Source organism: Nitrosomonas sp. Nm58 (assembly GCF_900107335.1).
Classification (GTDB): Bacteria; Pseudomonadota; Gammaproteobacteria; order Burkholderiales; family Nitrosomonadaceae; genus Nitrosomonas.
Genome location: NZ_FNPQ01000025.1, coordinates 24,892 through 39,963, shown reverse-complemented (window position 1 = coordinate 39,963; position 15,072 = coordinate 24,892). Strand labels below are relative to the sequence as shown.

Below are 15,072 nucleotides of genomic sequence, written 5' to 3'. Positions count from 1 at the left end.
GTCTTCTTGCGCGCACTTTCCAGCAGTGGGCGGATCTGCTCGAACTGTTCGCGACTGATATCACTTGGATAACTTGTTCTCATCCTGCAAATATCGCACTTTTTCTGTCAAACGAAAAGACTTTGAACAGGTTCTAAGAAAATTAAGTAAAAAAGACAATCTGGGGGTACATTTTAAAAAAAAAACGATATGCCCCCAAATGTACCCCCCTATTTATATCGGATTCAAATGGATTCTGATGGACTGCCAAGGAGGGCTAAACAAGAAAAAAGCCTTATCTGATAAGGCTTCTCGGGCTATTATAGGCTTCTTAGGATTAATATTAATATGTGGTAGGCGCGATTGGACTCGAACCAACGACCCCCACCATGTCAAGGTGATGCTCTAACCAACTGAGCTACGCGCCTACGAATGCAAGATTCTAACTGAAACACCGAATCGGTTCAAATATAAGTTAAAAATAATGGTTTTTTGGGAGTTTTGAAGCTTATAAATTATTCTGATCAGAGTGATCGACACGATCAGAAGCAAAATAACCAATATTTATTTGTCGATCAGAAATACTTTTAAAGGTAAAAAATGAGATCTCCTTTACATCTTTTTTATAGTTCATAACTTTTTCCATCCATTAGAATTAGGTTAGATGAGAATTCGGCAAGAAGGGGCTGCATGATGAGGGTGTAATCACTATCCTATCCTTCATCATTTTGCATATTTCTGATCTTGCGGTATATGATTTGTATTTTTCACTATTTAATCATTCAGGCTTTTTCATGTGGGATCAATTTTGAAAAACGCATTGCTGAATGAGTACGATATTTATTTTTCTGAATGTCTGAAACTGAATGAACTCTAATTATATTGCTCCCAAATGGCTATTAGGTGGTAATGCACAAACCATTTATCCTTATTTTCTCAATCCATCACCGCACGTAGCTTTTCGGCGTGAGCGCTGGGAGCTTGATGATGGTGATTTTGTCGATATCGATTGGCTCGAAGGTGCTTTGAATAAGCCGCTAGTGGTCATGTTTCATGGGCTTGAAGGCAACTCTCGCAGCCATTATGCGCTTAGTATGATGAATCAGTTACGGGAGCAGAATTGGCGTGGGGCGGTTATTCATTTTCGTGGCTGCTCTGGGCAACCTAATCGCTTGCCACGTGCTTACCATGCAGGTGATTCAATGGAGATAGATTGGATGCTGCGGCGGGTATTGCATCAATGTGAGTCGCAGAAATCAGGCATGCCATTTTACGTGATTGGCATTTCACTCGGAGGGAATGTTTTATTGAAATGGCTGGGCGAACAAGGTGGGCAAATAAACAAGTTGATTACAGCTGCTGTTGCAGTTTCCGCTCCGCTTGACTTAGCTGCTGCTGGAAAAGCGCTTGATTCAGGTTTTAACCAGTTCTATACCCGTCATTTCCTGAGTTCTTTAAAGCGTAAAGCATTAGAAAAACACAAGCGTTTTCCGGGTTTGCTCGATGCGAAGGCAGTTGCAGCTTCTGCCACACTATATGAATTTGATAACCATGTCACGGCGCCGTTACATGGTTTTCGTGACGCAGACGAGTATTGGAGCAAATCAAGCAGTAAGCCTTGGCTTCAACATATTCAGGTTCCTACCCTTGTTATTAATGCACGAAACGATCCATTCATGCCGGCTCATGTATTGCCAACTCAGGAAAAGGTATCGCCCATGGTAATATTGGAATTTCCTGAGCAAGGTGGGCATGTCGGATTCATGCAAGGAATCTTCCCTGGTCAGCTCAGGTGGCTTCCTCAACGGATCGTTGAGTTTTTCAAGCGGTATGAATATTTGTAACTATCCTCAAACGGATTTTTTCGAGTCAAGATAAGAATCTTGCCACAAAGGCTTTTTCGATACTCCCTTTTAGAGGGATTCTGACTCGATGGCCACTGCCAGGGGCGACGTGGATTGTCATGCCATCGAGATTTTGCATATGTTCTAGCTGAATTACCTGGTTGCCGGAAGGATGGATGATCTCCAAGCGATCTCCAATCTCGAAGCGATTCTTTACCATAATTTCAGCCATGCCGCTGATTTTATCGACGATCGTAACATCTCCCACATACTGGCTGCGATTTGATTCCGAATGGCCACGCAAGTAATTTTGCGTCTCATTACTATGGTGTCGCTGATAGAAGCCGTCCGTATAGCCACGATTGGCAAGACCTTCCAATTGACCAAGTAGTACAGGATCAAAGGGGCGATTGGCTACCGCATCATCTATTGCTTTACGGTAAACTTGGGTAGTGCGCGCAACATAATAAGCTGATTTGGTTCGCCCTTCGATTTTCAGGGAATCTACTCCCATCTTGACGAGTCGTCCGATATGTTCTACTGCTCGTAGATCTTTAGAGTTCATGATATAGGTACCATGTTCATCTTCCATGATGGGCATCAGTTGACCTGGTCGTTCTCCTTCTTCAATTAGATAAACATGATCAGCAGCAGGATGCCGCCTGATCGCATCATTTGTGTCAGGTTGTTGCAATAATGCTTGGTTGAAGTCGAAGTCAATTTTCTGTACAGGCTGAATGTCACCCATTGCATTTTCCTCCGCTGACTTGACTTTATAATCCCATCGACAGGAATTGGTGCAGGTGCCTTGGTTTGGGTCGCGATGATTAAAATAGCCCGATAACAGGCATCGACCTGAGTAGGCGATGCATAATGCGCCGTGAACAAATACTTCGAGTTCCATATCTGGACAGAGTTGGCGAATTTCAGTAATTTCGTCCAGTGATAGTTCACGTGATAAAATGACACGTGTTAATCCAATTTTCTGCCAGAATTTCACCGCAGCATAATTGACAGTATTGGCCTGAACGGAGAGATGAATAGGAATATCTGGCCATTTTTCTCTGACCAGCATGATGAGCCCAGGGTCTGCCATAATCAGCGCATCAGGTTTGAGTTCAATGATTGGCGCCATATCAGCCATATAGGTTTTTACCTTCGCGTTATGCGGCATGAGGTTGCTCGTGACAAAGAACTTTTTGTTTAGTGCATGCGCTTCTGTAATTCCGGCACATAATTGTTCCAAAGAAAATTCGTTGTTGCGGGCACGCAGAGAGTAACGTGGTTGACCAGCGTAAACCGCGTCAGCACCATAAGCATAAGCGATACGCATTTTTTCTAATGAGCCGGCGGGGAGTAAAAGTTCAGGGATATTTAGCATAATGTAAAATGAGAGATAAATTTTTGATCGATGTGCAGAAGCACGCATACACGAGTAACGCCGATTAATAGCTCAATTATTTCCAAGCATAATCCTGGAAATGATTGAATAGCTAGCTTTATTGTAGCACCATGCCGACCGACCCTTCTTTTATCCACTTACGCCTGCATAGCGAGTATTCCATCATCGATAGTATCATTCGTATCGATGAAGTCTTATCGAAAGCAGTGGCAGATAACATGCCAGCATTGGCCTTGACAGATCTTACTAACCTCTTTGGATTGATCAAATTCTATCAAAGTGCTTGTAAAAAAGGTATCAAACCCATCATGGGGTGTGATGCCTGGATCAGTAATGAAACAGATCGTGATAAGCCTACCCGTGTTTTATTGCTATGCCAATCCTACTCTGGTTACCTATTATTGTGTCGTTTGCTGTCGCGGGCTTATCGTGAAAATTTATACCGCGGCCGAGCTGAATTAAAAAAATCCTGGCTTCATGCTAATGAAGGTGGGACAGATGAACTGATCCTGTTGTCAGGCGCTCATTATGGCGAGATAGGATGGCATCTATCACAAAATAATTTAATCGCTGCTGAAGCCTTGGCTCAGGAATGGGCAGATTTGTTCCCGGGGAGATTCTATATCGAACTACAGCGAAGCGGATATGCGAACGAGGAAAACTGTGTGCGCAATTCGCTGCAGTTGGCTTCTAAATTGCAATTACCTGTCGTGGCAACTCATGCAGTGCAATTCTTAGAACCCGAAGATTATAAAGCCCATGAAGCCAGAGTATGTATTGCCGAGGGGTATGTGCTGGGTGATCGTCGGCGTCCTCGTCATTTTACCGAGCAGCAATATTTTAAAACACAAGCAGAAATGCAGGTGCTGTTTGCGGATATTCCATCTGCGCTTGCCAATAGTGTGGAAATTGCTAAACGTTGCACAGTCGTGTTTGAACTAGGCGTTAACCGCTTACCACTTTTTCCAACACCAGGTGCAGTTAGTATCGAGCAATACTTACGTGAGCAAGCAGAATCGGGGTTAGCAAAGCGCATGCGTGTCCTGTTTCCGGATGCTGCGATCTATGCTTCCCAAATGCCGAAATATCAGGCCAGACTAGATTTTGAAGTCAATACCATTATTCAGATGGGGTTTGCGGGTTATTTTCTAATCGTTGCTGATTTTATTAACTGGGCCAAGCAGAATGATGTGCCGGTGGGACCAGGGCGAGGGTCAGGTGCTGGTTCTCTGGTGGCTTATTCACTTGGGATTACTGATCTTGATCCAATGCGCTACGATTTGTTGTTCGAACGCTTCCTGAATCCTGAACGGATATCGATGCCGGATTTTGATATCGATTTTTGCCAGGATAGACGTGAGTACGTCATTGAGTATGTGAAGCAGCGATATGGCGAAGAAAGCGTTTCACAAATTGTCACGTTTGGCACGATGGCGGCAAAAGCCGTTGTACGTGATGTTGGCCGTGTGCTGGATTTGCCTTATAACTTTGTCGACCAATTAGCCAAACTGGTGCCATTCGAGATTGGCATGACGCTGAAAAAGGCGCGCGCTATCGAACCTCAGCTGGAGCAGCGTGCACGAGAGGAAGAGGATGTGCGTAATTTGCTGGAGCTGGCGGAACATCTGGAAGGACTGACTCGTAACGTGGGGATGCATGCGGGAGGTGTGCTGATCGCCCCTGGTAAAATTACCGATTTTTGCCCGATATATTGTGCAGATTCGGGTGATTCAGTAGTCAGTCAATTTGATAAGGATGATGTCGAGAGAGTCGGCCTGGTTAAGTTTGATTTTCTTGGGCTGCGTACCCTGACTATTCTCGACAGGGCAGTCAGCGATATCCGGCAGCGATACCTTGAAAAGGGGGGGGAGAATGCTGGCCTCCAGGCTGAACAGCTGGCACCATCACTGAATCAACATTTTTCTCTGAATCATATTCCTCTAGAGGATGCCGCGACGTATGCGTTGATGAGAAAAGGCAATGCAGTCGGAATCTTTCAATTTGAATCACGTGGCATGAAGGATCTGCTCCAGAAAGCGAGACCTGATCGATTTGAAGATTTGATTGCCTTGGTAGCACTCTACCGGCCAGGCCCAATGGATTTGATTCCTGAATTTATTGAGCGTAAACACGGTAAACGTGTGGAATATCTGGATCCACGACTTGAGCCTATTCTCGGGCCAACGTATGGCGTTATGATTTATCAGGAGCAAGTGATGCAAATTGCTCAGGTGATTGGCGGCTATAGCCTCGGTGGTGCTGATTTATTGCGGCGTGCGATGGGCAAAAAAAAGGTAGAGGAAATGGCGCAGCAACGCGACATTTTTGTGGCGGGTGCAATCAAGAATGGTTTGGGCGAACAGGATGCGATTACGCTCTTTGATTTGATGGAAAAATTTGCGGGCTACGGTTTTAACAAATCACATGCAGCGGCTTATGCTTTAATTGCCTTCCAGACAGCTTATCTTAAAACACACTATCCTGCAGAGTTTATGGCTGCATGTTTGTCGGCAGAAATGAATGATACTGATAAAATTAATGTGTTTTACGAAGATTGCCAGGCCAATCGACTGATGATTTTACCGCCGGATATCAATCTATCCGAATATCGTTTTGTCCCCATTGATGATCGAACCATTCGATATGGTTTGGGGGCCGTGAAGGGAACGGGCGAGGGAGCTATCTCGGCGATTATTGAAGCGCGTAATCAAGGTGGATCATTTATTGATTTATTTGATTTCTGTTGCCGGGTTGATCGGCGAGTGGTAAATCGCCGTGTTATGGAATCGCTCATTCGTGTCGGTGCATTTGATGGGAACGATCATAATCGTGCAGGATTACTAGCGTCAGTGGGTATTGCGATTGAATTTGCCGAGCAACGTAGTCTATCAATTCATCAGACCAGCCTATTTGGGGAGATTGAAAATAGCTTGCAACACCCAGCCTTAGTCAATGTCCCCCAATGGTCAGAAAAGGAAATGCTGCAGAATGAGAAGCTGGGGTTGGGGTTTTATTTCAGCGGACATCCTTTTTCGAGCTATGCAAAAGAGCTTGACCAATTTGTGCGGACCCGGCTGGACCGGTTAAGTCCGCAACGTGATTATCAGTTGATTGCCGGTGTGATTCATTCTGTACGTACCCAGATGACGCGACGGGGGAAGATGGCGATCATTGTGTTGGATGATGGCCATGCCCGTGTGGAGATGGTAGTTTATAACGAACTATTTCGTATGCACAGTGACTGGCTAAAAGAAGATCAACTTCTGATTGCCGAGGTCACCATTAGCAACGCTATGGGAAACAATGGAGAGCTTCGCATTACTGCTGACAAGCTTTATAATCTTGCGATTGCCCGTTCGCGCTATGCAAAGAAAATAAAGCTCCTGATTAACGGAGCCATAGCATCCGATCTGGTCAATGTGGCGAGGCTCAAAGAGTTACTTACACCTTGCCGGCAAGATAGTCTATCCAAAAGTAAAGGTGCAGAAAGTCACCTTTATTCCTACTGTCCTGTGTCGATCATTTACCGAAATCAGTATGCAATCTGTGAGATAGAATTAGGTGATGCCTGGCATGTTCATCTAGATGACATACTGATTGAATTGCTATCTACCTTCCTTCAAACAAAGAGTATTGAGATCATTTATTGAGTAGTCCTGCTCATCATCCCCCAAATAACGGACTGACCGGATATTCCAGTGCTTCCTTGATCGCGACCAGCGAGAGGACAGCTTCGCGGCCATCGATGATACGATGATCATAAGAGAGCGCCAGATAATTGATAGGGCGTATGACGATTTGACCATTCTCAACAACAGGGCGCTGCTTGGTCGCATGAATACCTAGAATCGCACTTTGCGGTGGATTAATGATAGGTGTGGAAAGCATCGATCCAAAGATACCTCCATTGGTAATGGAAAAGGTGCCGCCAGTCAATTCTTCGAGGGTCAATTTACCATTTTGCGCACGTTGGGCGAAATCAGCGATTTGCTTTTCTATTTCTGCCTGTGATAATTGATCAGCATTACGGATGATTGGCACGACCAGTCCACGCGGGCTTGCAACAGCGATACCGATGTCGTAATACCCATGATAAACGATTTCGTTGCCATCTACCGAAGCATTGATAATGGGAAATTTTTTCAGTGCGGCAACAGCCGCCTTGACAAAGAACGAGGTGAAACCGAGTTTAACGCCATGTTCTTTTTCAAACGTATCTTTGTAGCGTACTCGTAAATCCATAATCGCTTGCATATTGACTTCGTTGAAGGTCGTCAGAATGGCTGCCGTCGTCTGGGATTGAATCAATCGTTCAGCAATACGCATTCGTAGCCTGGTCATAGGCACGCGTTGCTCGGGTCGATTACCGGTAGCCGTCATAGCACGTGTCTCAGGCAGTTCGGTGTTTGCTTGAGAAGCGATAGCTTTGTTTTTGAGATAAGCCAGGATATCTTCCTTAATGATACGACCATCGCGTCCTGTGCCACTGATACCATTGATTTCATCCAGGCTGAGATTGTTCTCTTCAGCAACCTTCTTAGCTGCTGGCATCAGCCTGGATGTTACATGTTCAGTTTCTTTTACTATCGTCTCAGTGAAGGTGGGTTTTGTTTCAGAAATAGCGACAGCCTCGGAACGAACTTTAACATCATGCATTTCTGTCTCTATTTTAGCAATCACTTCGCCGCCCGCCACTGTGGCGCCATCACCTTTAATGATTTCGGCCAGGATGCCTCCTTTGGGAGCAGGTAGCTCAAGTACAACTTTGTCAGTTTCAATATCAACAAGATTTTCACCACGATTGACAAGCTCACCTTGTTGTTTGTGCCAGGAAACTAAAGTGGCTTCAGCAACTGATTCAGACAATTGAGGTACTTTGACTTCGATTAACATAATCGTTTCCTTTTTAAATTTTATCCCGGAATGCCGCTTCAATTAGTTCATTTTGCTGAAATCTATCCAATGCCAGATAACCTACTGAAGGTGAGGCTGATGATGGACGTAAAGCGTAGCCAAGAATCTGTTCGGGTCGTTTATGCCTGAGGATGTAGTGCTGAATACGGTGCCAGGCTCCCTGGTTGCCTGGTTCTTCCTGACACCAGATAATTTCCTTAGTATTGGGGTAACGATCTATTTCTGCCTGAAAGTTTTCGTGTGGAAAGGGATAGAGTTGCTCGAGCCGGATAATGGCCATGTCTGTAATGCCTTGCTTACGGCGATAGGCAGATAGCTCATAATATATTTTTCCGCTACAGGTAATGATTCGTTTTATTTTATCAGTATCGAGATTCTCTACTTCAGGGATGACGGCTCGAAATTGACCATGAGCGAGATCTTCTAGTGACGATACTGATTCTTTATGCCTTAGCATGCTTTTGGGCATCATGATAATAAGCGGTTTGCGAATCGGACGAATCATCTGTCGCCGCAACAAATGAAAGATCTGTGCAGGCGTGGAGGGGATGCATACCTGAATATTATATTCCGCGCATAATTGCAAAAATCGCTCTAATCGAGCTGATGAATGCTCAGGTCCTTGCCCCTCATAGCCATGTGGAAGCATCATGACCAATCCGCATAAACGTCCCCATTTAGCCTCACCCGAGGTGATAAACTGGTCAATTACAACTTGCGCGCCATTAGCAAAGTCACCAAACTGTGCTTCCCAGATGACAAGTCCATTCGGTTGTGCCGTTGCATAGCCATACTCAAAGCCTAACACTGCTTCTTCCGAGAGCATTGAATCGATAATGGTGAAGTCAGACTGCTTAGCTGCAATATAGCGGAGGGGCACATAGGTGCCATCTTCCCGTTGCTCCTGTACGCGATTTTGGTCATGCAACACGGCATGACGATGAAAGAATGTGCCTCGTCCACTATCTTGTCCGGAAAAACGAATTGGATAGCCTTCTTTCAAAAGCGAGGCATAAGCTAGATTTTCAGCCATTCCCCAATCCAGTGGCAAGTTTCCTTTTCCCATTTCACGCCGATCGGCAATGATCTTTTCAACCCTCGGATGCAATTTAAAGGTTGCCGGAATATCAGTGAGCCGTTCCACCAAGTGCTTTAATTCATCAATGGGTATTCCTGTTTTTACCGGTTGATTCCATTTGCAGGGATTCAGGAAGGGCACCCAATTGACCGAGTGAGGCGATTTATAGTCGTAGAGGATGGTTTTATTGGGATTGTGACCCGCGTCCATTGCGTCATAATAGGCTTTGACCATAGCCTCTGTCTCAGTGACTTCGATAATGCCTGCTGCTTCCAGCTTATCCGCGTAAAACTTGCGTGTCCCCGGATGTTTATTAATGATCCGGTACATTGATGGCTGTGTGACCATCGGCTCGTCCTGCTCATTATGACCTTGCTTGCGAAAACAAACCAAATCAATCACGACATCCTTGTGAAACTGCATGCGAAAGTCCAAAGCAATTTCTGTCACCATGACCACAGCCTCAGGATCGTCACCATTGACATGGAAAATAGGGGCCTCGATCATTTTTGCCACATCGGTACAATAAAGCGTGGATCGGCTGTCACGGGGATCGGAGGTGGTAAAGCCGATCTGGTTGTTAATAATGATATGGACGGTTCCTCCTGTGCCATAACCGCGTGTTTGCGACAAATTTAATGTTTCCATCACCACCCCCTGCCCTGAAAAGGCTGCATCGCCATGTAACAGAATAGGAATGACTAACTCTCCATTTTTATCATGTAAACGATGTTGACGGGCAAGAACAGAGCCTTCTACTACAGGATTAACGATTTCAAGGTGGGATGGATTAAACGCGAGCGCAAGATATACGATCCCTCCCGGTGTCATGACAGCGGAGGAGAAACCCTGGTGATATTTGACATCGCCTGCAGTCAACGTTTGCACTTTTTTTCCCTCGAATTCCAGGAACAAATCTGAGGGCATTTTACCTAACGTGTTGACGAGTACATTAAGTCTGCCTCGATGTGCCATGCCAATGATGATCTCTTGCACGCCTATTTCTCCAGCGTGCTGCAGCAATTTATCCAATAAAGGAATCAAACTTTCATTTCCTTCGCCGGAAAAACGCTTTTGTCCGACATAGCGGGTATGGAGGTATTTTTCCAGACCTTCTGCGGCGGTAAGGCGCTCAAGGATATGCCGTTTGTAATCAGCAGTAAGGTTGGGTTGGGAGCGCGGACCCTCCAGGCGATTCTGTATCCAGCGTTTCTGCTTTAAATCAGTAAGGTACATATATTCTGCACCAATCGTGCCGCAGTATGTTTGCCGGAGTATCTGTAAAATTTCCTGCAATGAAGCGTGTTCTTGACCTACCAATGAACCCGTATTAAAGACTGTTTCCATATCGGCTTCAGTCAATTCATAAAAAGCTGGATCGAGCTCTGGAACATCCGATACTTGCTGATGGTTGAGCGGATCAAGATGGGCCAAACGTACACCGAGAAAGCGGTACATGTTGATAAGCTGCAAAACAGCTATTTGTTTGCGTTCCTTGGATTCATCTCGAATTGACGGAATAGCACTTTTTTGGAGCTGCGCTAGATTCTTCTCTGAAGAAGGAGATCGTGCAGTCTGCACGAATGATTCAATGATGGGGGTATGAGGGATATCTCGAGTAGTTATCGTCAGAGTCTGTTGCAGTGAATCAAAATAACTACGCCATTCTGCGGCTATCGAGTCCGGGTTCTTGAGATATTTTTCATAGAGATCTTCGATAAAAGGAGCATTAGCGCCAAATAGGGCTGAGTTCTCAAGGAGTTGTTTCATCATGACCGGACTCATTTGATTTAAAAAGATGACAACACATTAAAATAGAAAAAGTGCCTGCACAACACGATCCATTCTACTTGCTGATCGGCCTATATTCTAATGATATCAGCCCAATTTTATGATCCTTACATTTTTGCACATTAAATTTATTTCTGGGATTTAAAGTGATTTTACTATTTGTCAGTTTCTTTCGATGGTATGTTTCTCTGTGGAACTCCAATATAAAGCTGACGGGGACGTCCTATTTTTTGATCGGGATCAGCGATCATTTCATTCCATTGAGCAACCCAGCCAACTGTACGGGCCATCGCAAAAATTGCGGTAAACATAGAAGTCGGTATACCCAAAGCGTGCTGGATGATGCCGGAGTAAAAATCGACATTAGGATAAAGTTTTTTTGTGATGAAATAATCATCTTCCAATGCGATTCTCTCCAGCTCCAATGCAAGTTTGAAAAGGCGATCATTGTGTAGCCCCATTTCGTTCAACACTTCATGGCAGGTTTCACGCATAAGCTTTGCGCGTGGGTCAAAATTTTTGTATACCCGATGACCGAATCCCATCAACCGGAAAGGATCATTCTTGTCTTTCGCTCGTTTGATATATTCATTGATACGCGAAACATCGCCAATTTCTTCCAGCATATTAAGGCATGCTTCATTTGCGCCTCCGTGCGCAGGTCCCCATAAACAGGCGATACCAGCAGAAATACATGCAAACGGATTTGCACCACTGGAGCCTGCCAGACGTACAGTGGAGGTTGAGGCATTTTGCTCATGATCGGCATGAAGAATTAGAATACGATCTAATGCTTTTACGATAATCGGATTGGGAGCATAATTTTCGGCTGGGGTAGCAAACATCATGTGCAGGAAGTTTGCGGTATAGCTTAAATCGTTGCGTGGATAAATGAAGGGTTGTCCTATATTGTATTTATAGGTTATTGCTGCAATAGTGGGCAGTTTGGCGATCAAACGAAAGGCTGATTGTTCACGATGAACCGCATCTGAGATATCCATCGCTTCATGGTAGAAGGCTGACAAGGCGCCCACTACTCCTACCATGACCGCCATAGGGTGAGCATCTCTTCGAAACCCCGTATAAAATTTGACCAGTTGTTCATGCAACATTGTATGATTTTTAATAGCATGAACAAATTGAGTTTTTTGCTCTTCGGAGGGTAATTCTCCATTAAGTAGCAAATAGCAGACTTCCATGAAGTCGCATTGCACTGCTAGCTGTTCAATAGGGTAGCCGCGATAGAGAAGAACCCCTTTATCACCATCAATAAATGTGATGGCGGATTTAGTACTTGCAGTGGAAACAAAACCAGGGTCATAGGTGAACATACCGCTCTTGGCATAGAGCGTACGAATATCAATCGTATCCGGTCCCATATTTCCCGACACAATCGGGAGCTCAATCGATTCTCTATTCTTGCCAAGCAGCAGGGTTGCTGTACGTTGTTCAGACATATCTATCTCCATGGTTAGAGGATCTACACGTTTTTGTATATCAAGGAGCATTAGGTTGGTTTGCCTAACTTTGCTGAAGAAGCTTTAACAATGGCTTCAAGTTTTCGCTTGCTACTTCCTTTTTGGAGGAAATTATATCCCACAGATCATTATCAGGGAGTGACAGCAATGTTTCAAACGTTTTTAACTGCACTTCATCCAATTGCGCATAGTGTTTATCCAGAAAGCGCTGCAACAGGATGTCCAGTTCCAGCAAGCCACGCCGGCAACGCCAGCGGAGGCGTTCTTGCTGTTTCATACCGTTTTTTTCACCAACAAATTTTTTATTTTACTAATCGCGCTCATTGGATGTAATCCTTTCGGGCAAACATCCACACAGTTCATGATGGAGTGGCAGCGAAACAGTCGATAGGGATCTTCTAGATAATCCAGCCGTTCAGATGTAGCTTGATCGCGGCTATCGGCCAGAAAACGGTAAGCTTGCAGCAAGCCGGCAGGACCGACGTATTTGTCAGGATTCCACCAGAACGAGGGGCATGCTGTGGAGCAGCAGGCGCACAGGATACATTCATAAAGCCCATCCAGTTCGGCCCTTTCTTCGGGTGATTGCAATCGCTCGGTTTCTGGGGGAGGATCATTATTGATCAAATAAGGTTTGATCGAGTGATATTGTTTAAAAAATTGTGTCATATCCACGATCAAATCGCGAATGATCGGCAGTCCGGGTAGGGGACGGATTTCTATCGGCTCCTTCAGGCTGGCAATCGGTGTGATACAGGCCAATCCATTACGCCCATTGATGTTCATCGCGTCGGAACCACATACACCTTCCCGGCAGGAACGACGCAAACTAAGGCTGTCATCCTTGGATTTGATGCGGATCAAGGCGTCCAATAACATTTTATCGGTTGACTCTAGTTCAATATCGTAATCCTGCATGTATGGTTTGTCATCCTTATCAGGATCATAGCGGCTAATTGAGAATCGCATGATTAAAGCTCCTCTGTTTCTGAACAATTAATATCCGCCGATAAAGATAGCAGGTGCAGGGCGATGTTAATTACCGATACAGCTGAAAGGACTGATGTGGTTTAGGACGATACCTAATTATTAAATCTGTTCAATCTTTTGGGAGATGAATGTCTTGATTGCATCCACATTGTTATCCATCACCTCAAAGCGTTGAGGGAGGTCTTCCAGATTTTCAAAGCCTGCGGGCCGTGTGGGCTCAAATCCCACAGCTTCCTTGATACTTTCGGCAAATTTAGTGGGTAGCGCAGTTTCCAGGCAAATAAGCGGAACACCCGGCTCGCGATACTCAAGTCCAACTTTTACTCCATCTGCGGTATGAGTGTCAACCAGAACTTTGTATTCATGATAGAGTTTGTGGATCATATCAATACGTGCGGCATGATGACTGGTTCCGGAAACGAAGCCAAAATCTTTTGCTTTCACCCACAGAGCCGTTCCAAATAGATCGAAAGCATTTCCTTTATCAATAGATTGCCACAATTCCTTAATCCGCATAGCATTGCGCTCGGTCAGATCAAAGATAAATCTCTCAAAGTTTGACGCCTTGGAGATATCCATCGAGGGGCTGCTCGTGTGGTGTGTTTCAGAGGAGGTGCGTGGCCGATATAGACCCGTACGGAAAAATTCATCTAAAACGTCATTTTCGTTAGTAGCCAGAATCAGCTGCTTGATTGGCAGCCCCATCATGCGTGCTACGTGGCCAGCAAAAATGTTACCAAAATTTCCCGATGGCACAGAAAAGGATACTTGTTCATCATTTGATTGGGTAACTGCAAAATACCCTTTAAAATAATAAACAATCTGTGCGGCTATGCGCGCCCAGTTGATCGAATTGACCGTGCCGATATGGTATTTTTGTTTGAAAGCATGATCATTACTGACCGCCTTGACAATATCCTGGCAGTCATCAAAAACACCACGGATAGCGATATTGAAAATATTTTCATCTTGTAAGGAAAACATTTGCGCGGTCTGGAAGCGACTCATTTTGCCAAACGGTGAAAGCATGAATACGCGGACACCACGTTTGCCTCGCATGGCATACTCAGCGCTTGAGCCAGTATCACCGGAAGTTGCTCCGAGAATATTCAGCTCATTATTTGTCTTGGCTAACGTATGTTCAAACAGATTTCCCAGTAATTGCATGGCGATATCCTTGAATGCCAAGGTTGGTCCATTAGACAGGCACAGAATGTGCAAACCGGGTTCAAGGGTTTTAACGGGAGTAATGTCTGCGCTGCCAAATGCTTCGGCTGTGTAAGTGCGCGCTATTAGGCTGCGCAAATCATTTGCAGGAATGTCATCCATGAAACGAGAGAGTATTTCAAATGCAAGCGCCTGATAATCAAGATGACGCCATGTTTCAAGCTCAGACGGACTAATTCTCGGGTAAACTTCTGGTACAGCGAGCCCCCCATCCGGCGCTAGGCCGCTAAGCAGTATTTCAGTAAAAGTTCTTGGCGACATACCGCCGCGAGTAGAGATGTAACGCATAGTATTTTGATCGAAGTAATGAGAGAGGAGGAGAAATAAGCTTTTACTCTAGATTGCTTTTGAAAAGAATTCGGCTGAATC

At 44.9% G+C, this 15,072-nt stretch carries 9 protein-coding genes, 1 tRNA gene and 1 pseudogene; 2 read left to right on the top strand and 9 right to left on the bottom strand.

Annotated features, from left to right (window positions below):
* Both BLW34_RS15630 and BLW34_RS10295 read right to left on the bottom strand, forming a co-directional pair.
* A pseudogene (locus tag BLW34_RS15630) lies at positions 1-83 on the bottom strand (IS5/IS1182 family transposase); the annotation flags it as partial.
* 247 nt (positions 84-330) lie between these two features.
* A tRNA-Val gene (locus BLW34_RS10295) sits at positions 331-407 on the bottom strand.
* A 438-nt stretch (positions 408-845) separates the two neighbouring features.
* Here BLW34_RS10295 and BLW34_RS10290 point away from each other — a divergent pair.
* A complete protein-coding gene (locus BLW34_RS10290) occupies positions 846-1,823 on the top strand; it encodes a hydrolase (protein ID WP_090579109.1) in 978 nt (325 codons plus the stop codon).
* A gap of 25 nt (positions 1,824-1,848) precedes the next feature.
* Here BLW34_RS10290 and yegQ read toward each other — a convergent pair whose 3' ends face one another.
* Positions 1,849-3,204: a prephenate-dependent tRNA uridine(34) hydroxylase TrhP gene (gene yegQ, locus BLW34_RS10285; protein WP_090543223.1), complete on the bottom strand. Its 1,356-nt coding sequence runs from the start codon at positions 3,202-3,204 to the stop codon at positions 1,849-1,851.
* A gap of 131 nt (positions 3,205-3,335) precedes the next feature.
* Here yegQ and dnaE point away from each other — a divergent pair, with 131 nt between their 5' ends.
* Entirely contained in the window at positions 3,336-6,875 is a 3,540-nt protein-coding gene (gene dnaE, locus BLW34_RS10280) for a DNA polymerase III subunit alpha (protein WP_090579106.1), read from the top strand.
* A gap of 13 nt (positions 6,876-6,888) precedes the next feature.
* Here dnaE and odhB read toward each other — a convergent pair whose 3' ends face one another.
* The 6 genes from odhB to thrC form a co-directional block, all read right to left on the bottom strand.
* Positions 6,889-8,118 carry a 2-oxoglutarate dehydrogenase complex dihydrolipoyllysine-residue succinyltransferase gene (odhB, locus tag BLW34_RS10275; RefSeq protein WP_090579103.1) on the bottom strand — a complete coding sequence of 410 codons (1,230 nt, stop codon included), beginning with the start codon at positions 8,116-8,118 and terminating at the stop codon, positions 6,889-6,891.
* A gap of 13 nt (positions 8,119-8,131) precedes the next feature.
* Complete coding sequence (locus BLW34_RS10270) at positions 8,132-10,990, bottom strand: 2-oxoglutarate dehydrogenase E1 component (RefSeq protein ID WP_090579100.1); 2,859 nt, start codon at positions 10,988-10,990, stop codon at positions 8,132-8,134.
* Positions 10,991-11,163: 173 nt separating this feature from the next.
* Positions 11,164-12,465: a citrate synthase gene (gene gltA / locus BLW34_RS10265; protein ID WP_090579097.1), complete on the bottom strand. Its 1,302-nt coding sequence runs from the start codon at positions 12,463-12,465 to the stop codon at positions 11,164-11,166.
* Between the two features lie 64 nt (positions 12,466-12,529).
* The gene (locus BLW34_RS10260) at positions 12,530-12,763 is read right to left on the bottom strand and encodes an FAD assembly factor SdhE (RefSeq protein WP_090543195.1); all 234 of its coding nucleotides are present in this window, start codon (positions 12,761-12,763) and stop codon (positions 12,530-12,532) included.
* On the bottom strand, positions 12,760-13,455 hold the full coding sequence (locus tag BLW34_RS10255) for a succinate dehydrogenase iron-sulfur subunit (RefSeq protein ID WP_090579094.1): 696 nt from the start codon (positions 13,453-13,455) through the stop codon (positions 12,760-12,762). The genes BLW34_RS10260 and BLW34_RS10255 overlap by 4 nt, the downstream gene beginning before the upstream one ends.
* Positions 13,456-13,575: 120 nt before the next feature.
* Positions 13,576-14,991, bottom strand: a complete 1,416-nt coding sequence (gene thrC, locus BLW34_RS10250; RefSeq protein WP_090579091.1) for a threonine synthase — start codon at positions 14,989-14,991, stop codon at positions 13,576-13,578.
* Between the last annotated feature and the right edge of the window lie 81 nt (positions 14,992-15,072).

Bases quoted from the DNA above. Each gene is read 5' to 3' on its own strand.
- BLW34_RS10290 (WP_090579109.1), top strand. From the start codon at position 846: ATGAACTCTAATTATATTGCTCCCAAATGGCTATTAGGTGGTAATGCA.
- yegQ (WP_090543223.1), bottom strand. From the start codon at position 3,204: ATGCTAAATATCCCTGAACTTTTACTCCCCGCCGGCTCATTAGAAAAA.
- dnaE (WP_090579106.1), top strand. From the start codon at position 3,336: ATGCCGACCGACCCTTCTTTTATCCACTTACGCCTGCATAGCGAGTAT.
- odhB (WP_090579103.1), bottom strand. From the start codon at position 8,118: ATGTTAATCGAAGTCAAAGTACCTCAATTGTCTGAATCAGTTGCTGAA.
- BLW34_RS10270 (WP_090579100.1), bottom strand. From the start codon at position 10,990: ATGATGAAACAACTCCTTGAGAACTCAGCCCTATTTGGCGCTAATGCT.
- gltA (WP_090579097.1), bottom strand. From the start codon at position 12,465: ATGTCTGAACAACGTACAGCAACCCTGCTGCTTGGCAAGAATAGAGAA.
- BLW34_RS10260 (WP_090543195.1), bottom strand. From the start codon at position 12,763: ATGAAACAGCAAGAACGCCTCCGCTGGCGTTGCCGGCGTGGCTTGCTG.
- BLW34_RS10255 (WP_090579094.1), bottom strand. From the start codon at position 13,455: ATGCGATTCTCAATTAGCCGCTATGATCCTGATAAGGATGACAAACCA.
- thrC (WP_090579091.1), bottom strand. From the start codon at position 14,991: ATGCGTTACATCTCTACTCGCGGCGGTATGTCGCCAAGAACTTTTACT.